The organism is Paenibacillus sp. Marseille-Q7038 (assembly GCF_965111595.1).
Genome location: NZ_CBCOOM010000001.1, coordinates 1,317,707 through 1,334,862 on the forward strand (window position 1 = coordinate 1,317,707; position 17,156 = coordinate 1,334,862).

The window sequence follows — 17,156 nt, forward strand, 5'->3', positions numbered from 1 at the left end:
CAAAAAATTGGCTTTAGGAACTATGTTTTTCTAAGCCATAACGGTACAAAGCAGGTTTTTTGGTGGTGTTTAATTGTATAGTATGGTTCATTATGTTCATTATTATTATTTAGAAGATTTACAATAGGGAGAAATACAATGAAGAAAATACGAAGTAAAACAAGCACACTAACAGTATGTGTCATCCTACTTATCGCAATCTTTACTACTATAGCGTGTTGGGATGTAGTTGGGGGTTTGGTAAGGACGGGAAATTATGATAATACGGATGATATGGTGGAAACCATCATGGCCAAATCAGCGACTCCAGGGGTGGCAATGGTAGTATCAGAGCAGGGCAAGACAGAATATAAGAATTACGGATACGCAGATGTTAATAATAAGAAGAGGGTAACTGAAGAGTCATTATTTGAGTTGGGATCGACTACAAAGGCATTTACGGCTTTGGCCGTTATTTTATTGGAACAAGGGGACTACCTATCTCTTTCAGATTCTATTACAGATTATATTCCATCGTTTGAGCCAACCATTAAGGGTGAGAGAGTTAATATTACAATTCATCAGTTGTTAGCACATACAAGCGGAATTCCACCGTGGAGTATTCGGTTAATTCCTGAAGGTACCACGGAGGATATGCTTGAAAAAACGATACATAATGTTTCAGGTATTGCATTAGATACGTATCCTGGAACAGCATATAATTATGCTACAGTTAATTATGATATTTTAGCGATGATTATCGAAAAAGTTACAGGCAAACGTTATCAGGATTATATGACTGAAAACATACTGATTCCTTTAGGAATGACAGATAGTTATTTTTCAACAGGTCAGGAAAAGGAATCTGATAAACATACAAAAGGATATCGTGTATTTTTTGGAAGAAGCTTAGAATATGTTGCCCCTAGATATTATGGGAATATCGCAGCAGGGTATTTGGTAACGAATTCTAAAGATTTAGAACGCTGGATTAATGCCCAAATGGGGATAGGCGATATACCAGATCCTTTGTTGAAAGCGATAGAACAATCTCATCAAGTCGACACCAAAACGGCGGGGTACGAAGATGAAAATCAATTCTATTCATTCGGTTGGAGTATTGATACGGAAAGTAAAGTTGTTACTCATAATGGTTCTAATCCTAATTACTCCTCACAGGTTATAATTGATTTAGAAAAGCAGCAATCCATATTTGTTCTGGCTAATTTGAATTCAACTGCACCATCGCTAATTGCTAATAACATTTATGAGAATATGAATGGAAATCAAATGAATAAATTTAACTATGATGACGTGTATCTATTAATTGATTTGGTGTTTTCATTCTTAGTAGTAATAGCCGCCATTATCTTATCTGTCCAAGCAATTGTACTCGTTAGAGGAATAAAAATAAATATTAAAGATGAAAAGACAAGGTTCAGAAAAATGACAGGAAGTAGTATCGCTCTAATCTTAAGCATTATGCTTTTGGTATTGGTAATGGTCTGGCCTTATCTATTAGGAAATAATTATTTAATGCTAAGAGTGTGGATGTCGTATTCAATATTTATTTGGATGGGGATTTCTTTCATTAATTGTATTATATCGATAATAATTAGTATTAAAAAAATCGAAATTATCAGAAGCAGTTTATAAAATAACTTAAGCAACGACAAACGTTATAAGAATTCAGCGGAAATACATAAAACACAAAATTCTTTTAAGAGATATTATGGAGACTTATTAATTTATTAAACTAACTCAAGGATGAAAGGAGAATTTTAGTGTTTGAAAATTTTGAAATAGATGATTATATCTATCAAGCAGATGCTTCCGTACCAATAGTAGCAATGATGTGTGGTGTGGCTGGATCAGGAAAAACAACAATTGCTCAACGATTAGAGCGGAGGGGCTTTGTACGCCTCTCTATTGATGAAGAAATATGGGCTACAAATGGTCGTTACGGAATTGATTATCCAATTGAAATGTATGATCAACTTAAAGTTAAAGCCGAGTTAAAGTTGCATAATGAACTAGTAAATCTTCTGAATGAAAAGCGCAATGTGGTTATTGACTTCAGTTTTTGGCAACGGAAGAGACGAAATGAATATAAGAAACTAATTAAAGATGGAGGAGGAGAGTGGAGGCTTATTTATTTGAAAGTTCATCCTAATGAATTGCGTGAACGACTTCGTATTCGTAGCCAGCGTTTCGATGCAAATCCGCATTTACAGTGACAGAAGAAATATTATGTTCATTCCTTAAGGGATTTGAAGAACCCTCAGGAGAAGGGGAATTTATCATAGAAGTAAAAGAATAATCAAAGTGAGCTATTGTTATAGAAGTTTCAATGAAGGTACTGGCATCGTATAACAAGGTGCTCTCACTTCTGAGCATATACTCTTCGGACCGCAGGAGTTAGATGAAGGCTCAGGATTGTAATTAGCAGAAGCAGGGAAGCGAAATCAGCCGGAGATATCCGCACTACCTAACCGCGTCGGTGGGACGTCGTGAATAAGAGCACATTATATGAAATTGGCGCAAGTGTGAAAGGAGCAAATGACTATGAACATTATTAATGTACTCACTGAAGTAGCAAGAAGAATAAATGACGGATTGTCAATCCAAGTGCGACACTTCTTCTTCAAATGATTCGTGAGCTGTCTTCCAACCTAAACATTTCCTTGGTCTGTTGTTAATGAGTTGGAGGGCATGTTCTAATTCTTCCTCGGTCACCTCTGCAAAGTCCTTCCCTTTTGGGAAGAACTCTCGAAGGAGCCCGTTTCCATTCTCATTGGAGCCTCGTTGCCATGAAGAATAAGGATCTGCAAAATACACCTTCATCCCGTGTGACTCTTCCAGTTCACGAAAGCATGCGAACTCCTTACCACGGTCAACGGTAGCTGTTTGGAAGGTTTGGGCAGGGTACTGTCAAAACAACTACACCAATAGCGATTTCCATAGATAATGAAGTGCGATCTGGCATTTTAATAGCAGTGTACAGCCTTGTTTTTCGCTCGATACATGTAGCGACACAAGCCTTGCTTTTTCCTCGGCTGGAGACGACTGTGTCTAGCTCCCAGTGCCCAAAGGTTTCTCGGAAACGAATCTCTTTAGGTCGTTGTTTAATAGAGGTGCCAACGAGGAAGCGACCACGCTTTTCTTGTGGCTTCTGTCTCTTTCCTTTGTGCCTTAACTGCTGAACTGTCATGCGAATCAAACGACCTTCATAAAGCCAGCGATATATCGTTTTGAACGAAATCATGGGCTGGCCTTTCAGATAATAACGCATAGAGATTTGCTCGGGAGACCAGGTTTCATGAAGGCGGCGCTCAATTTCTTTCCCAAGCGCCTCTGTCCACTTTCCTCCAGAGGTTTGATCCTGACGAAGACGTCGGTACCGTTTCTCTGATCTTCGCCGCCAGGTAACCATCCGGGCTCTGATTTTTCTTGAGCTCCCGACTGATCGTGAGTGATGTCGTTTCAATTTGAGAGCAATGACTCGGGCAGACAGCCCCAGTTGATGTAATGCTTCTAGTTTACTGCGTTCAATTATGCTAAGATGTGTGTAGCTCATGGGCGGATTCTCCTTGTGTGAATGTGGTGTAGGAACCTTCATTTTACACGAATCCGGCCATGGGCCATTTTTTATTTTGAACTAGGTGTCGCACTTCATGTTACAATCCGTCATATAAAAAAGGAGTTTATTAAATGATTAATATTCAAGATGTTCTTCCTCATAGGTATCCATTTTTGTTAATTGATAAAGTACTGGAAGTCGAAAAAAACAAATGGGCTAAGGGATATAAAAATGTTTCAAGTAATGAGTGGTATATGAATGAACAGAATGCTGTTATTCCTAGTACATTGATAATAGAGGCTTTGGCTCAGTTAGGTGCTTTTGCAGTCATTTCAGAAGAGAATGGTACAGGATTTCTTTCTTCACTTAAAGGAATTGAAGTGATCGGTCAAACATTTTCGGGAGATCGGATCGATTTGTACTACGAGATTATTAAAAACAAGCGTGGATTTGTAGTGGGAAGAGGAGTAGCCTCAGTAGGAAATCAAGTAATTATAAATGCAGAAGAAATCATGATATATTTACAACCTACTATTAAGCAATCCGAAGGAGGTAACAACTTCTGATAACATAATATTCATGCTACGGGCTGACGTCCTTGGTACCGGCAGAGGTATCAGGTAAGCAGAATCTGTCGGACGCCATGAATACAAGAACGTTAGATGAAATCCTGCTAAAGACATATAAATTAAGGAGAACTAAAGATGGATAAAACAAATGTAAAATCCAAATTCAGTATATTCGGAGATGAGTTTGATCCAGATATAATAACGGATACTCTATTAATTACTCCAACTAGAACTTGGTGTAAGGGAGATAATATCAGAGGGGATTTATTTCGTAAGGAAACGTGTTGTGAATTTGCTACAGAGCATGAAGAATCCTTAGATATAAATAAATAGATAAGATTAAGGAACTCATTAAGAATCAAAAAGACGAAATAGTAAAATTAATTAGACAGAATAAACTGGAAAGTAAACTTGAGGTTGTTATTAGTATTGAGAATAATGAAAAACCAGCAATTTATTTAAATAAAGAAACCATAAATCTCCTCTCTGATCTTGGGACAGAAATTGATATTGATCTATACATTTATAGCTAAGAACAAAGTATGATGCTAGAAAATTTGCAGAAAAGCAGGATCTCACCTAGCATCATATTCCTACTGCCTAGCATTCGCCCCTTGTTTGCTGAGAGGAGCTTAGGGAAATCAACGTCAGGAATGTACATACGTTATAAGAAATCGATGAGAAAATGTAAAAGGGAATAAACCATGATGATTATAAAAGATATTAAAAAGCTTGAATCCCATGTTAATAACAACAAAAAATACAAATGATTCAGTCAAGGAAGTTTCTCAAGAGATTTCAACTGTAAGTGATATAGCTGGAAGTAGCATAGGCGAATAACTTTGAGAGGCTAAGTCTTCGACTTGGCGCGTTGCCGTCTTAAGCCTCTCAGGTTCGTGAACACAAGAACGTTAGGTGAAATCCCCGAATTCAAAATTAATAATAGTAAAATCAAACCGAAATATCAAAACTATGGAAATTTATTATAATATTTTATGTAAGTGGGTGACTGGTATGATTCAACTAAAACAAATAGGAAAAGAGAATATAGATGAATGTCTAGCTCTGAAGGTACGAGAAAATCAAAAGGATTGGGTTCGTTCAGTTTCATATGCTCTGTCATTGGCATATGTACATGGTGAAGCGACAGTTCCGTTTGCAATTTACGATGATGATAAGATTATAGGGTTTGTCATGTTACGATATAATAGAGAGTATAATAATTTTCTATTATGGAATTTATGATAGACAAGCAATTTCAATTTCAATCAAAAGGGTATGGAAAATTTGCATTAAAAAGTGTTCTTGAATGGATCAAGAGTACGACAAATTGTCATGAGATTGTGGTGTCATACTATAAAGGTAATGAAATTGCGGGTAAACTTTATAGGGATTTTGGATTCAAAGAAATGAGTAAGAATGAAATTGAACATAAAGAAATTGATCTGATATTACAATGGTAAAAAAATAAATGATTTGTATGTAAGAATTCAAATGAAAATCAGATAGTATGGGCTTCGATGTCGGGGACATCACTTAACAAAGGAATCACGCAGCGTCTACACCTTGGCTACTTTGATCTTTTGATAGAATAGTAGAATCAATGACAACTTGCTGCGCAAGTTCGTGAATACCTGAACGTTATATGAACGAACTTGGAGCATACAAGTTAAAATCATATTAATTACATCAATGAAATGAAAAAGTGAAACTGGAGGGATATCGTGGGGTTTAATGATACCTATAGGTTTGGTGTACATGCAATAATACTTAATGAAAAAGATCAAGTGTTAATACTAAAACGTACATACGGAAATAAAGGATGGAGTTTACCAGGTGGAGGAGTTGATCCTGGGGAAACGATTCATGAAGCACTGATTCGTGAATGTCGAGAAGAACTAGGATTAGATATTTATGATATTGTGTTAACTGGATTTTATTATCATAGTAATCTCAATGCTCAAGTTGGGATATTTCGCTGTTCAATAACTAGTAACAATGAAATAAATCTAAGTTCTGAAGATTCAGATTATAAATGGGTAGCATTAACTGAATTAAGTGATGTACAACGAATCAGGGCTATTAATGCAATAAAATATAAAGGACAAATTATAAGTCGTTCTTTTTGATAGAAGACAATATTCTATAGGAGTCATCAAATAGGCCGCAATACCATGGCAGAGTATTTACCGCTGCGGGCTCGCCTTGGTTCGCAAGAAGCGGTATGCGGAGAAGTGGATTCAGCTCACGATCCTGTTGGTCTAAGTAAATTGGACTCTGTATGGTTCCCCTTAAGCCAGTGAGATTTCGTGAATACAAAACATTAAGTGATATTCCCCAGAGAGAGAGATAAATCAAACCAGGAGGACTAATATAATATGGTATTTATTATTGTCGTTATAGTTATCGGATTTGCTGGAGTTATTGGAAATCAAAATTCAACATTAAGAAGAATGGATGCGATTCAAAGATCTTTAGATGAAATAAAACAGAAAATACGAGATGAAAATCAAGTGAATAGTAACAAATAAATAAAAGAAGATTAGAGGAAGTCGCACATAATTTACCTTTAAAGGATAGAAAGGAAGTGTAAAATTAAAATGAGTCTTATTACATCTATTGAAAAAATGATTAAGAGTCATGATGAAATTTTACCATTTTCAGGTGCAGTTTTAGTTCGAGACATGGGAGAAGTGTTTGAACGAGGCTATGGATATGCAAATCGTTCTGAACGAATACCAAATGGTTCAAATACCAGATTTGGAATTGCATCGGGTTGCAAAATTTTCACTTCGGTTGCTATTTGTCAGCTTGTTCAAGATGGAGTATTATCATTTGATTCATATGTAAAAGATCGTTTGAATTTTTCCTTTCCTTATTTCGATCCCGAAATTACAATACATCATTTATTAACTCATAGTTCAGGTATTCCAGATTACTTTGATGAAGAGATAGTGGGTGATTTTGAAGTACTATGGAAGAAAAATTCGATGTATTCTATGCAATCACCTACAGATTTTTTGCCTTTGTTTCAGAATAGCCAAATGAAGTTTTCTCCTGGAGAAAGATTCTCTTACAATAATGCAGGTTTTATTCTACTAGGTTTAGTTGTGGAGCAGATAACAGGAATGGAGTTCTCAGAATACGTTGATAAGAATATATTTCAACGCTCAGGGATGCTAGATTCAGGTTATTTTAGATTGGATCAACTTCCTGAGCGAACGGCTATCGGGTACATTGATGGGGATCAAACTTGGAAGACTAATAACTATTCCCTACCAATAAAAGGTGGTCCTGATGGAGGTGCGTTTACGACAGTATATGATTTAAGTAGATTCTGGGATGCATTGTTTAATTATCAATTGTTGTCTCAGGAATACACTGAAGTTTTATCGACTCCGCATATTCAAGAGGAAGGTCAGATTTATTATGGTTATGGTGTCTGGATATTGATGGTTGATGATACTATCTTTAAATACTTTGTTATGGGTAGTGACCCGGGGGTAATTATGCAATCATCCATTTATGCAAAGAGCAAGATACATGCACATATTATCGGTAACATTAATAAGGGCGCAGGCATGATAGCGAGTAAAATTGATCAATTAATACATAAATCATAAATAACTATGAAAGTATCACAAGATGGTATCGGCTAACAAAGAGTTAACGCGTCACGGTGTTGTCAGATGTATTATTATAAAAGAAGATCAGACAACTAACTTCCCGGCTTAAGATAAGAGCTATTTAAGGCTGCGGCATCTTATGAATCCAAAAACGTTAACTGAAATTATGGCAAGTATAAGGAGATCCAATGAAAATAACGATTTGGTTACTTTCTACTGTTATTGTTGCCCTTAGTATCTGCCTTATCTATTTCATACAAATGGTTTCAGAGTATGACAATAAATATATAAAAAGAGGAGTGCTAACCAACTTCAATAACTTAGATTACCAGAGAATGAATTTATTTTATGAAAGATTCAAGGATCGTAAAGGCGACAATCTGATGCTCATATCACCCACAATGGATAGTGGGCCAATCATATATGATGTGAACTCTAATGGTTCTAAAGTATGGTTTACTATTGATGCTACACGAGATATCTATAGCGGAGAGAAAGAAAAACAAACATATTCCTGTAAGGAACTAAAGAAAGAAGAAAGAAGTAATTATATTATTTTTACAGTATCGAACTGTAACGGATATAAGGAAAATGAGATAAAGGGATACTTACAATTTTCAAGAAGAATGAATTTTGGCGAGTGATTATGTAAGTATTTCAAGAGGGCGGTAACACCATATTCACGCTTGGCCATTCCGCCCTCGGTCCGGCAGGAGTTAGAAGTAGTTTTTGGATTGAGTTTTCAGTAGCAAAAAGCAGATTCTGCCGGACACATCCAAGATCTAAGTCTCTAACCCACCCAGACCTAACCGATCCTAAGTCAAATCAATCTTTGGAGTCCTTAAGCCTCTCTGATTCTTAATACCAAAACATTAACACCACAAGATTAACGCACATTCGAATACGCTCCTCGGTCACCGGTGAAGTATCTGTAGAGAAGTAGAATCACGTGACAACCCTGGAAGGATAAGTCTAACCCATAGCGCTTCCTTCACTTAAACGTTTCTGGTTCGTGAATACAAGAACGTTATACGCAAGTTCGTTAAACCTTTATGAAATAGCTAATTTCTCAAAATCAATTTTTAAACCATATTTGTAAAGAAAGTCGACACCTAATATTGCATCGAAACCATATGGTTCTTTGGTAAGTCCTAGTTGGATAGTAAATTCTTTAAGCAGGATGCTATCAATAGAGAGGTCTGAGACAATCTGCTGATAACACAATTCACTTGAGCCACCTATTCCATACATCCGAACCGATTTTCCGTTGATAAAATCTATATCTAGGCTAACAGGTTCAACAAGATCTGTATCAAAGATAGTTGTGGAGCATCCGGTATCCAATAGAACATTATTTAAAAGAGTTGATTTATTCTTGTAAGATAGAGGGAGAGAAACAATAGGAAGACCATTTACAATATGGATTTTCATCGAAGACCTCTAATTCCGGTAAAGGGTTGCTCAATGACTTCAATAAATTCATTTCCGGTGTAGAAAACATAAAGTTCCCTAGTAGGCTCTGACAAATGAAGTTTCTTATATGAGGCCCATGCATGCTTAGGATCGTTATATTCAGAAACAACTGACATTTCTTCAATAGTTCTTTTGTGATTATTTGAATGAGTGGCAAGAGCTTCAACTAGTACCCAACGATTAGGATAGATATCACGAATATTATTCCATTTCATACATGAACACCTCCGAAAAGACTTATAAATTAATTGTACAACCCTATTTACAAACAAGCAATGATAGTGAGTTCAAGAAGAACGAACCAGCGTATAACACCGTTTTCCTGTTGTGTCGCTTTCGCTCCCTAAGTCTGCCCGAGGATTTTCATAGGAGATAATTAGGCAGACAACCATGCGAGGCTAAGTTGCGGAGCCACCCAGTCGCTACGCTCCTTTAAGCCTCTCGGGTTCAGGAACACAAAAACGTTAGAAGAAATCTTTGCGGACAAAATGTTTTTAAGAAGGAGGACAGTGATGATTGAAATTTCAAATATTTCATATGAAGACAAATCAGTCTTACATAACTTAATTCAATTATATAGATATGATTCTAGTGAGTATGATGGTCATATTCTTAATAAATATGGACTATATCAATATAAATATCTGGACCATCAGTGGACAGACGAGTACAGACGTGCATTTTTTATATATAAAGATGATGAGTTAGCTGGTTTTGCTCTTATTATGCTTGGAGTACCGAGGGAATTTGTTAAGCTAAGTGATGTTCAAGAAACTAATGTTATGAGTGATTTTTTTGTTTTACGGAAATATAGAGGGCAGGGTGTGGGAAAGCAGGCAGCATTTGATATATTTGATAAGTTTCCAACTGCTTGGGAGATTAGACAAACACAGAGAAACCATCCAGCGAATCAATTTTGGAATAAAGTCATAAATGAATATACAAATGGGAGGTATAAAGAAGAGTATTTACATAAAGGATGGGACGGTCCCGTGCAGTGTTTTCAATGTAATAAAGCATGATGGATAAAGCTCATAATTCTACGAGATTAAGTTTCGGATGCAGTCGCTAGGTTCCTTAAAGTCTCTCTCAGGTTCTTAGATATAAAAACGTTCTATGTAATTACTTGCAGAGCTAATGAGGAGGGGTATTTCCAAGCAGATGATTTCACTTATTATATCGATATTGATGTATGAATCTCCCACAGTTATTTTTACTAAAGAAGAAATCGAGAAATATGAAGAACTATTGAAATCAGTTAATGAAGGACGACAAATAGACTATTCTTTACATTACCCCAAGTACCGTTTTCTACAGTATTTATCATTGACTGAAAACTATGTATTTCACGGTTCAAATTATCGCAATATTGAAAGATTCGAACCACGTGAACAGACATTATATAACAATGAACTCTCTACAGCTTTGTTTGCAACGACAGAACCAATATGGTCTATTTTCTATGCTGTATTTAATCGAAGTGCATTGATCGGGAGTTTTAGAAATGGATGTATTATAGGACGAAACAAAAAGTACCATTATTATTCAATTAATAAATCAACAATAAAAAATAATCTTTGGACAGATGGCATGCTGTACATACTACCTAAAGATAAATTTTATATGTCTGGACAGGGGAAAGTACATTTTGATGAGTGGATTTGCAACGAATATGTAATCCTAATTGGAAAGATAAGCGTATCCTTATCAGATTTTTATTTCTCGAATAAAGTAGCAATTCACAAAGATACAGAGTCTTTGTTTAGAACCTGGATATTCTATAAAGCACGAACTTTATTCGTGAATTCAAAGAGGTCAAGTAACAGCACATAACTCCGTATCTATGCTGCTGGCTTAGCCCTAGGTTCTCAAGATGCATGAGAGAAGTGGAATCAGCGAATAACTTTGCGTGGCTAAGGCCGTTGGACTTGAGCGATAGAGCTTCTTTAAACCTCTCGAGTTCGGTAGACACCTAAACGTTAGGTGGAACCTACGAAAAATTAATAATAAGAATTACGTTTCAACAAATTGGAGGTTACTGTATGGAAGTGATTTTTAAAGATAATCTAATTAGTGATGACAAGTCGAAGGTTGATATTGAAGTAGTTGTTGAGTATTTAACTAGAAGCTACTGGGCAAATAAGAGGTCAATAGAAAAGATAAAGAAATCAGTAGAGTTATCAAAATGTTATGGAGTATATCACGAAGGAAAGCAAATAGCTTTTGCTAGAATAGTTACCGATTGGGCAACAATATACTATTTATGTGATGTTTTCGTTTTAGAAGAATATCAGTCTAAGGGTATTGGTAAGAAATTAGTTGAATCAATTATTAATTCTGAAGAACTTGAGTGGACAACTGGATTACTTGGTACTAAAGACGCTCATGAACTATATGAACAGTATGGATTTGAGAGAAATTCTGAAACTTATATGAAAAGGGCACCACAAGCAAGACTTAAAAATGTTTGAATGTATTTAAGAGGAAACCACAGGAATCATCAAAAATATGTAGAAACCAGTCTGATAACGGAAGGAATCGAGAATATAACATTATTGACCGATCGAGGAGTCCCGGCTGAAGAGTTTTATAAGAAAAATGGATTTAGTGAAATAGAGAGAATTATATTTTTGCATAAGAAAATCAAGTCTATTCAAGCCTAAGGAATTTCAAGGGAGCAATGACTGGCAGACACGTCGATTTCCCTTAAGATAGGAGCTATCTAAGGGGAATCGACGTCAAGAACACAAAGAAGTTTCGGAACCTTTCGAAGTGAGAAAGATCAAGAACGAGTGTGATTTTAATTAATGGAGGTTGAATTTATGTTTTACAGAAGAAAGTTTTATATTGTTAACAATGATTTCGTTGATATTCTTAATAAGCATTTCATAGAAACCAATTTACCAAATCAATTGAGTAATGGAGCTCGTTTAGTAGGGAGATGGATGGCTCCTAATTCAGAGACAACAACTGAAATATTCGCTATTTGGGAATATGATAGCTATGAAAAATATGAAGAAATCGAACGGAATGTTAGATGCAATAGTGAACACATGAAGAAAATTAATGATTGGTATGAACGGCATGGTGGCAGAGAACGCATATATAAGGAATGTGTTATTCAAGTAAAAAACGAAGCAATAATTTCAACATTATTAGACTGAGATGATTAGTGCCGGATATTGCTGGCGCGACCTCCGAATTTAAGATCAAGAAGTTATCTATTATTACGTCATCAAGTTTTTTTGAGTAGTTTTAGATGTCTGATGCATCCAATAACAACATATTCACGCTACGGGTCATTCGGTCCTCTTTACATTTCTGTTTTTCTAGCGAACATTACAACAAAATTGTAGTATTTGTATACACAATCAACATCTGAAAATCCAGCCTCGGTTAGCCATTGTAACTGATGATCAAGAGTAGACATTCTATCAAGTTTTGTTCTCTCCATGGCGGATGATATTTCAGCCAGGTCTAGTCCGGAATTTTCAATGTGTTTTTTCCAATCTGATTTGTAAAGGGTTTCTAAATAGTCAGTATTCCCAAGGACTTGATCAATGTTAATAAAAATGCTGCCTAGGGTCATTTTGGAATACAGTTTTTGAAACAAATCTTGCTTTTCAGAATCGATCATGTGATGTATAGAAAGTGAAGATATTACTAAATCGTATGGTTCAGTGTAGTCGAATTCAGTGTAGTCACTTGCGATGTATTTAATGTTCGAATGATTACTGAATCTTGCTCTAGCAATCTCAAGCATCCCATCGGAAAGATCAATTAGTGTTAGCTTTGACTTGGGGTATTTTTGAAGAATAAAACTTGACATGAGACCAGTCCCTGCACCCAAATCTAAGACTGAGGGAGTATCATTCTCTAAATCTGCTAGTGCACTAGCGATCCTATAAAGATCTTCAAAGCAAGGAATAAGTTTCCTCCTTTGTTCGTCGTATCTTTGGGATACCTTGTTAAATTGTGTTCTTATATCGACCCTGTCATTATTCATCTAATCACTCCTCCATTCTCCATACCATGTTATAGTGTAATTCAACTTACATCCAATATATGTAACTAATAATTCTGATAGACAGTACCTATAAATGTGTGTTTGTGACTTTGTACTGTAGGTAATGTAAGCAATGATAGCGAACCTAAACAATGATAGCGAACCTAAACAATATAACTGCTTCACATCCCATTCATTCTTGAGTCTGATTGAGGATTATCGGTGGAAGATGGTTCAGACAGACATCAAAAATCGATCAATCTCATGGAGAAGATAAAGATGACGAGAGAAGGTACATTCAAGCAGGAATTAAAATGGAATGATGAATGGCAGGATCAGCATTTTTATTCGATTTTGTTTAGTGAATGGGAAGATTTTATAAATTGAATTGTTAGGAAGTTACGAAAACATTAAAATCCGCAAAATAATATAAAGTTACTATTTTTATCATTGTAGGAATTCGGAGGATAGCAGATGAGTTACAATTTAGCAATGAGGACTACTTTAGAGATTTTACACAGAGCGTGGTCAATTGATTCAAGTACGAAATGGACGAAGAACAATCCAGCAAAGGGACAATGCGGGGTTACTTCACTAGTGGTAAATGATTATTTTGGCGGTGACATCCTGAAGACAGCAATAGATGATAGTTGGCATTATTATAATAGAATCAATGATGAGAGGGTAGACTTTACAGTTTCGCAATTTGATAAAGAACCAGTGTATCAAGATATGAAATCAAACAGAACAGAAGCATTTAAAGACACAAACGAAGAACAATATAATTATTTAAAGACACATTTTAAGTTTCTACTAGAAGAATATATAAATAATGAATGCTAGTAGCCGATGAAGGCATTTATGACCGAACTCGAATGTCAGGAATACGAAAAGTTATGGGAATCAATAGTTTCTATTTGAAGGTGTATAAATTCAGTATATGAGTTTGATCTAGGAGCCCCTTGAGCCATTTCAGTTCGTAGATACAAAGAACGTTATAAGACAGACCAGAGTAAGAACTAAATGATGTTTTTGAGTATCTCATATTTTTAAAAAAACTGTAGAAAGGAAGTAATATAATGAGTTGTAAGAAAGCATTAGAACAATATATAGAAGCAACAAATACTCATGAATTTAGTAACGTCAAGAATATGATAGATGATAATGCAGTATATTGGTTTACTAATAAAACATGCGTAACAAGAAATGAAATTCGGGATTATTTTGAAGCATCATGGGATTTGGTGAAAGATGAGGTATATTCACTGACTGATATCAATTGGATAGCTATAGATGAAAATTCAGCAACATGTATTTATACATATCATTGGGAAGGATTTATAGACGGGGAATTTGTATCAGGCAAGGGACGCGGGACGAACGTATTTGTAAAAAAAAGCGATGATGTTTGGAAAATAGCACATGAACATTTGAGTAGTACTTAAATGGAAAGATCTCGAAAGGAATTCCTAGAACAGTCTTATAGCACCAAGTTGCTACTGCGGGCATTGTTGCTAATCGTCAGGAATGAGATACGTTATACGAAAGTCTGGAAAACAAAGGAGTTTAAATGAAAAAACTATGACAATACATTTAGTGCAATATTGAAATAATGATAGTTGCTAAAAGAAAAGTAATTTACTATTGAGTAAAGAAGATTCGTTTTAGGAGGAATAGAGAAACCTTGCGTAAAGATAAGGGAGTTATATATTTTAATGTTGTTTTAGGTACGATTGGGATAATCCTTGTCGGGTTGGGGACTTTTAGGTATCAATTATTAAATGAAGATATTGAAGGACAAATAATTTCATATATAGGATTTATATTAACAATTGCCTACATCAATTATTTAGAACAAAAAGCAGGAATAAGCAAAAAAGTAATATGGATTAAATCAGTTATCACAATAATAATATTTGTTATTAGTGCATATTATTTATTTCTCTGATTTTATTTACTTATTAAGGAAAAAGAGGCGGGGTAAGTTTCAAAGTCCTGTTCTTATTAGGGTTTTGAGCCGCATAGAGGCAAGTCGATCAAAAGATAGAAATACATAAAGAAGAACGAATCAAAGCCAAGTAACAACATAGACACAAGAACGGACATTTAATAGACTTCAACTAATATAGAGGAAACAAGTGATTTGAAAGTAATTCATATACTTCAGGTAATAATAGATTTGAAGTGAATAGGGAGGAAACAGGATGCAAAAAGAAATGAGTGCTATAAATCGCGAGAAATGGAATCATGAGCGATATCAAGCTTGGATCAATCGATTTGGTTCCATTGAGCAAGAAGCCCAAAGAATTATGGATGATCCAAAGAAGAGAATAAAGATTTTAGCTGACTATATTGGTGATGTCAGAGGAAAACGTGTACTAAATCTTCTCGGATCAAACGGGACAAAAGCAATATCGATTGCATTGATGGGCGCTAAAGAAGTTATGGTTGTTGATATCGCACCAGAAAACGCAAGATTTGGAATGGACTTGGCGAGTGCTTGTAACGTTGAAATAAACTATATAGTTTCCGATGTAATGGATCTAAAAGTCGAAGAACTTGGAGAGTTTGATCTTATTTTTATTGAAATGGGAGTGCTCCATTACATTTATAATATTGAAGAATTATTCAAGATAGTAAATAGATTGTTGTGTAAGGACGGCAGGTTTGTACTTAGAGAATATCACCCAGTACTTTGGAAATTGCTAAAAGAAGTAGACGGGCAATACATTGCTAGTGGTAATTATTTTGAACAAGATGTGGTCGGAGAAGAGATGAAGCTAAGGCGCTGGATACTTGGAGAAGTAATAACATCAATCGTAAATGCGGGATTGACAATCAAGGCTTTACATGAGGAATCTGGAGAGATACAGCGATGGATTTTCAAGGATCTACCAGAAGGAATGGAAGATAGAATCCCAGGAATATATGCTGTAATTGCGACTAAAGAATGGTGAGTATTTCGAAATTAGTTCGTATAACAATGTATTTCCGCTTTGATGCTAGTTGCTGACGTTATCGGATATCAGCGTGGAAATTATAATATAAAACGATATAGTTTGGCTTTGTAATTACTGGTACCGCAGGAATATGATCTTGAATCCTATAAACGTTATCTGAAATGGATGAAATACATATCAAAACCATAAAAGGAAATGATGAAATGGATATATCGCTTGAAAGAGTTTCGGAAGGGCAACTGATCTCATTAAAGAATTTGTTTGTACTGGCTGCATATGACCTAACTGAGTTTAATAATGCTGACATCGGGGAAGATGGACTATTCCAAGTTATATTTAATTTTATGGATTGGTATACTGACCCGAATTACCATATGTATTTTATCCGATTAGATCGATCCTTGGCCGGATTCGTAATCGTTAAGAGGATACAAGATGAAAAGTTATATTATTTAAATCATTTCTTTATACTTCGAAAATACCGAGCGATGAAGATCGGCCAGCAGGCAGCATTTATAACATTTGATTTATTCAAAGGGCATTGGCGAGTGAGTGAATTCGATTGGAATATACCAGCACAGATTTTCTGGAAGAAAGTTGTGAGTCGTTATACGAGTAATGAATTTATAGAAACAAGAAGGAAAGATAATAAGGGACCCGCTCAAGAATTCACAAACCAGGTTAGATAGTAGTTATTTGAAGTTAAGTAGATAATTTATATAGCAGGGGTGACAAGAAGTAATGATTATGTGGTTTAAAAACCTTACTTCGACAGACATTGATGGGAACCATTTATAAGGAACCAGTGGTATAGATATGGTGGGGCTGATCTATCAGATAACAAAAGATTCATGCTACGGAGGTAATTGTGAAGAAAATTTTAAGGGTAATTCTTTATAACTGTATTTACGCTGCGGGCTATGCCCTTGGATTTCAAAAAAAGGAAAGTAGAAGTGAAATAGG

At 35.5% G+C, this 17,156-nt stretch carries 24 protein-coding genes and 1 pseudogene; 21 read left to right on the forward strand and 4 right to left on the reverse strand.

Going from position 1 to position 17,156, the window contains the following annotated elements; all coding sequences use genetic code 11:
- Positions 1-138 precede the first annotated feature (138 nt).
- Both ACWPWY_RS06305 and ACWPWY_RS06310 read left to right on the forward strand, forming a co-directional pair.
- Positions 139-1,635 (forward strand): serine hydrolase domain-containing protein, encoded by a 1,497-nt coding sequence (locus ACWPWY_RS06305; RefSeq protein WP_454190890.1) that lies wholly within the window; start codon positions 139-141, stop codon positions 1,633-1,635.
- Between the two features lie 128 nt (positions 1,636-1,763).
- On the forward strand, positions 1,764-2,216 hold the full coding sequence (locus ACWPWY_RS06310; protein WP_454190891.1) for an AAA family ATPase: 453 nt from the start codon (positions 1,764-1,766) through the stop codon (positions 2,214-2,216).
- A gap of 382 nt (positions 2,217-2,598) precedes the next feature.
- On the opposite strand, the pseudogene ACWPWY_RS06315 reads toward ACWPWY_RS06310, so the two are convergent.
- Positions 2,599-3,556: pseudogene (locus tag ACWPWY_RS06315) on the reverse strand (IS30 family transposase).
- Positions 3,557-3,690: 134 nt separating this feature from the next.
- Here ACWPWY_RS06315 and ACWPWY_RS06320 point away from each other — a divergent pair.
- The 10 genes from ACWPWY_RS06320 to ACWPWY_RS06365 all read left to right on the forward strand — a co-directional run bounded on the left by ACWPWY_RS06320 (position 3,691) and on the right by ACWPWY_RS06365 (position 8,398).
- Positions 3,691-4,125, forward strand: a complete 435-nt coding sequence (locus ACWPWY_RS06320; protein WP_454190892.1) for a beta-hydroxyacyl-ACP dehydratase — start codon at positions 3,691-3,693, stop codon at positions 4,123-4,125.
- 138 nt (positions 4,126-4,263) lie between these two features.
- Positions 4,264-4,461: a DUF4279 domain-containing protein gene (locus tag ACWPWY_RS06325; RefSeq protein ID WP_454190893.1), complete on the forward strand. Its 198-nt coding sequence runs from the start codon at positions 4,264-4,266 to the stop codon at positions 4,459-4,461.
- Between the two features lie 50 nt (positions 4,462-4,511).
- A complete protein-coding gene (locus ACWPWY_RS06330; protein WP_454192818.1) occupies positions 4,512-4,661 on the forward strand; it encodes a DUF4279 domain-containing protein in 150 nt (49 codons plus the stop codon).
- 481 nt (positions 4,662-5,142) lie between these two features.
- Positions 5,143-5,373, forward strand: a complete 231-nt coding sequence (locus tag ACWPWY_RS06335; protein WP_454190894.1) for a hypothetical protein — start codon at positions 5,143-5,145, stop codon at positions 5,371-5,373.
- Positions 5,370-5,591 carry a GNAT family N-acetyltransferase gene (locus ACWPWY_RS06340; protein WP_454192819.1) on the forward strand — a complete coding sequence of 74 codons (222 nt, stop codon included), beginning with the start codon at positions 5,370-5,372 and terminating at the stop codon, positions 5,589-5,591. Before ACWPWY_RS06335 ends, ACWPWY_RS06340 begins: the two co-directional genes overlap by 4 nt.
- Before the next feature lie 261 nt (positions 5,592-5,852).
- Positions 5,853-6,257: an NUDIX hydrolase gene (locus tag ACWPWY_RS06345; protein WP_454190895.1), complete on the forward strand. Its 405-nt coding sequence runs from the start codon at positions 5,853-5,855 to the stop codon at positions 6,255-6,257.
- A gap of 45 nt (positions 6,258-6,302) precedes the next feature.
- Complete coding sequence (locus tag ACWPWY_RS06350) at positions 6,303-6,431, forward strand: hypothetical protein (protein WP_454190896.1); 129 nt, start codon at positions 6,303-6,305, stop codon at positions 6,429-6,431.
- A 75-nt stretch (positions 6,432-6,506) separates the two neighbouring features.
- On the forward strand, positions 6,507-6,659 hold the full coding sequence (locus ACWPWY_RS06355; protein WP_454190897.1) for a hypothetical protein: 153 nt from the start codon (positions 6,507-6,509) through the stop codon (positions 6,657-6,659).
- 69 nt (positions 6,660-6,728) lie between these two features.
- The gene (locus ACWPWY_RS06360) at positions 6,729-7,751 is read left to right on the forward strand and encodes a serine hydrolase domain-containing protein (protein WP_454190898.1); all 1,023 of its coding nucleotides are present in this window, start codon (positions 6,729-6,731) and stop codon (positions 7,749-7,751) included.
- A 191-nt stretch (positions 7,752-7,942) separates the two neighbouring features.
- Positions 7,943-8,398 carry a hypothetical protein gene (locus ACWPWY_RS06365; protein ID WP_454190899.1) on the forward strand — a complete coding sequence of 152 codons (456 nt, stop codon included), beginning with the start codon at positions 7,943-7,945 and terminating at the stop codon, positions 8,396-8,398.
- Positions 8,399-8,804: 406 nt separating this feature from the next.
- Here the strand turns inward: ACWPWY_RS06365 and ACWPWY_RS06370 are convergent, their stop codons facing one another.
- Together ACWPWY_RS06370 and ACWPWY_RS06375 are read right to left on the reverse strand one after the other, a co-directional pair.
- Positions 8,805-9,185, reverse strand: a complete 381-nt coding sequence (locus ACWPWY_RS06370; RefSeq protein ID WP_454190900.1) for a hypothetical protein — start codon at positions 9,183-9,185, stop codon at positions 8,805-8,807.
- Positions 9,182-9,442, reverse strand: a complete 261-nt coding sequence (locus ACWPWY_RS06375; protein ID WP_454190901.1) for a hypothetical protein — start codon at positions 9,440-9,442, stop codon at positions 9,182-9,184. The genes ACWPWY_RS06370 and ACWPWY_RS06375 overlap by 4 nt, the downstream gene beginning before the upstream one ends.
- A gap of 297 nt (positions 9,443-9,739) precedes the next feature.
- On the opposite strand from ACWPWY_RS06375, the gene ACWPWY_RS06380 reads away from it, so the two are divergent.
- The 3 genes from ACWPWY_RS06380 to ACWPWY_RS06390 all read left to right on the forward strand — a co-directional run bounded on the left by ACWPWY_RS06380 (position 9,740) and on the right by ACWPWY_RS06390 (position 12,391).
- On the forward strand, positions 9,740-10,249 hold the full coding sequence (locus ACWPWY_RS06380; RefSeq protein WP_454190902.1) for a GNAT family N-acetyltransferase: 510 nt from the start codon (positions 9,740-9,742) through the stop codon (positions 10,247-10,249).
- A gap of 1,020 nt (positions 10,250-11,269) precedes the next feature.
- Positions 11,270-11,698, forward strand: coding sequence for a GNAT family N-acetyltransferase (locus ACWPWY_RS06385; protein ID WP_454190903.1), 429 nt, complete (start codon positions 11,270-11,272; stop codon positions 11,696-11,698).
- Between the two features lie 351 nt (positions 11,699-12,049).
- Positions 12,050-12,391 (forward strand): NIPSNAP family protein, encoded by a 342-nt coding sequence (locus ACWPWY_RS06390; RefSeq protein ID WP_454190904.1) that lies wholly within the window; start codon positions 12,050-12,052, stop codon positions 12,389-12,391.
- 149 nt (positions 12,392-12,540) lie between these two features.
- Here the strand turns inward: ACWPWY_RS06390 and ACWPWY_RS06395 are convergent, their stop codons facing one another.
- The gene (locus tag ACWPWY_RS06395; protein ID WP_454190905.1) at positions 12,541-13,233 is read right to left on the reverse strand and encodes a class I SAM-dependent methyltransferase; all 693 of its coding nucleotides are present in this window, start codon (positions 13,231-13,233) and stop codon (positions 12,541-12,543) included.
- A 222-nt stretch (positions 13,234-13,455) separates the two neighbouring features.
- Here ACWPWY_RS06395 and ACWPWY_RS06400 point away from each other — a divergent pair, with 222 nt between their 5' ends.
- The 6 genes from ACWPWY_RS06400 to ACWPWY_RS06425 all read left to right on the forward strand — a co-directional run bounded on the left by ACWPWY_RS06400 (position 13,456) and on the right by ACWPWY_RS06425 (position 16,882).
- Positions 13,456-13,620, forward strand: coding sequence for a GNAT family N-acetyltransferase (locus ACWPWY_RS06400; RefSeq protein ID WP_454190906.1), 165 nt, complete (start codon positions 13,456-13,458; stop codon positions 13,618-13,620).
- 87 nt (positions 13,621-13,707) lie between these two features.
- Positions 13,708-14,076, forward strand: a complete 369-nt coding sequence (locus ACWPWY_RS06405) for a YunG family protein (RefSeq protein ID WP_454190907.1) — start codon at positions 13,708-13,710, stop codon at positions 14,074-14,076.
- 236 nt (positions 14,077-14,312) lie between these two features.
- On the forward strand, positions 14,313-14,678 hold the full coding sequence (locus ACWPWY_RS06410; RefSeq protein ID WP_454190908.1) for a YybH family protein: 366 nt from the start codon (positions 14,313-14,315) through the stop codon (positions 14,676-14,678).
- Between the two features lie 239 nt (positions 14,679-14,917).
- A complete protein-coding gene (locus ACWPWY_RS06415; RefSeq protein ID WP_454190909.1) occupies positions 14,918-15,181 on the forward strand; it encodes a hypothetical protein in 264 nt (87 codons plus the stop codon).
- Positions 15,182-15,437: 256 nt separating this feature from the next.
- Entirely contained in the window at positions 15,438-16,190 is a 753-nt protein-coding gene (locus ACWPWY_RS06420; protein WP_454190910.1) for a class I SAM-dependent methyltransferase, read from the forward strand.
- Between the two features lie 206 nt (positions 16,191-16,396).
- The gene (locus ACWPWY_RS06425; RefSeq protein WP_454190911.1) at positions 16,397-16,882 is read left to right on the forward strand and encodes a GNAT family N-acetyltransferase; all 486 of its coding nucleotides are present in this window, start codon (positions 16,397-16,399) and stop codon (positions 16,880-16,882) included.
- The last annotated feature ends 274 nt before the right edge of the window (positions 16,883-17,156 follow it).

Coding starts and splice junctions, on each gene's coding strand:
- ACWPWY_RS06395 (WP_454190905.1), bottom strand. CDS start 13,233: ATGAATAATGACAGGGTCGATATAAGAACACAATTTAACAAGGTATCC.
- ACWPWY_RS06380 (WP_454190902.1), top strand. CDS start 9,740: ATGATTGAAATTTCAAATATTTCATATGAAGACAAATCAGTCTTACAT.
- ACWPWY_RS06325 (WP_454190893.1), top strand. CDS start 4,264: ATGGATAAAACAAATGTAAAATCCAAATTCAGTATATTCGGAGATGAG.
- ACWPWY_RS06425 (WP_454190911.1), top strand. CDS start 16,397: ATGGATATATCGCTTGAAAGAGTTTCGGAAGGGCAACTGATCTCATTA.
- ACWPWY_RS06350 (WP_454190896.1), top strand. CDS start 6,303: ATGGCAGAGTATTTACCGCTGCGGGCTCGCCTTGGTTCGCAAGAAGCG.
- ACWPWY_RS06390 (WP_454190904.1), top strand. CDS start 12,050: ATGTTTTACAGAAGAAAGTTTTATATTGTTAACAATGATTTCGTTGAT.
- ACWPWY_RS06410 (WP_454190908.1), top strand. CDS start 14,313: ATGAGTTGTAAGAAAGCATTAGAACAATATATAGAAGCAACAAATACT.
- ACWPWY_RS06370 (WP_454190900.1), bottom strand. CDS start 9,185: ATGAAAATCCATATTGTAAATGGTCTTCCTATTGTTTCTCTCCCTCTA.
- ACWPWY_RS06355 (WP_454190897.1), top strand. CDS start 6,507: ATGGTATTTATTATTGTCGTTATAGTTATCGGATTTGCTGGAGTTATT.
- ACWPWY_RS06360 (WP_454190898.1), top strand. CDS start 6,729: ATGAGTCTTATTACATCTATTGAAAAAATGATTAAGAGTCATGATGAA.
- ACWPWY_RS06420 (WP_454190910.1), top strand. CDS start 15,438: ATGCAAAAAGAAATGAGTGCTATAAATCGCGAGAAATGGAATCATGAG.
- ACWPWY_RS06305 (WP_454190890.1), top strand. CDS start 139: ATGAAGAAAATACGAAGTAAAACAAGCACACTAACAGTATGTGTCATC.
- ACWPWY_RS06320 (WP_454190892.1), top strand. CDS start 3,691: ATGATTAATATTCAAGATGTTCTTCCTCATAGGTATCCATTTTTGTTA.
- ACWPWY_RS06365 (WP_454190899.1), top strand. CDS start 7,943: ATGAAAATAACGATTTGGTTACTTTCTACTGTTATTGTTGCCCTTAGT.
- ACWPWY_RS06375 (WP_454190901.1), bottom strand. CDS start 9,442: ATGAAATGGAATAATATTCGTGATATCTATCCTAATCGTTGGGTACTA.
- ACWPWY_RS06405 (WP_454190907.1), top strand. CDS start 13,708: ATGAGTTACAATTTAGCAATGAGGACTACTTTAGAGATTTTACACAGA.
- ACWPWY_RS06335 (WP_454190894.1), top strand. CDS start 5,143: ATGATTCAACTAAAACAAATAGGAAAAGAGAATATAGATGAATGTCTA.
- ACWPWY_RS06385 (WP_454190903.1), top strand. CDS start 11,270: ATGGAAGTGATTTTTAAAGATAATCTAATTAGTGATGACAAGTCGAAG.
- ACWPWY_RS06340 (WP_454192819.1), top strand. CDS start 5,370: ATGATAGACAAGCAATTTCAATTTCAATCAAAAGGGTATGGAAAATTT.